Genomic DNA, 637 nt, shown 5'->3' on the forward strand with positions numbered 1-637 from the left:
ATATAGCGCTTCATTGTTGGAACTCCTTCGACTTGTTCGGATCGACCGGATAGGGAATGGGATGATTGGGACTATGTGCGTCGTAGCGCGCCGACACGACCACACGGACCACGTCGTTCGGATAGATGTGGGCATAGATGGTGCCGGCCTCGGCATAGGGCTCGACCTCGACCACCTTGCTCCCATAGAGGATCTTGGCCCCGTCACGGGCCTTCCACTTGACGGTCACCTGCAGGCCGGGACGGTAGATTCGCGGCACCCCCACACAACATGTCCCGGCGTTGGCTGAGCCATAGGCGCGCATGTTGTGGCTCGGCACACCGTCAATCGAGACCCAGTCCATGTAATTGCCGGTATGGTTGACCGCGCCTAGCGAGGCATAGACAAACTTGTCGGAGCGATCAGTCGAGATGCCGCTGCCGCCAGCGCAGCCGGCCAGGAACAGGGACAGGAGAACGGCCTTGCCGAGGGCAATGCGCCGCGGTGCGGCGATATAGCGCTTCATTGTTGGAACTCCTTCACTTCGTCAGGGTTAACCGGATAGGGAATGCGATGGTTGGGATTGTGCGGACCATTGCGCGCCGACTGCATCAGGTTGGCCCCGGCACGCTCCTGGGGCGACAGCATGAGCGGGTTG

At 60.9% G+C, this 637-nt stretch carries 1 protein-coding gene; it reads right to left on the reverse strand.

Annotated elements, in window-relative coordinates; all coding sequences use genetic code 11:
• Positions 1-10: 10 nt before the first annotated feature.
• Positions 11-505, reverse strand: coding sequence for a DUF3304 domain-containing protein (locus tag AC1DN0_RS41230; protein WP_441637774.1), 495 nt, complete (start codon positions 503-505; stop codon positions 11-13).
• Between the last annotated feature and the right edge of the window lie 132 nt (positions 506-637).

This window comes from Cupriavidus sp. 05N39 (assembly GCF_056397325.1).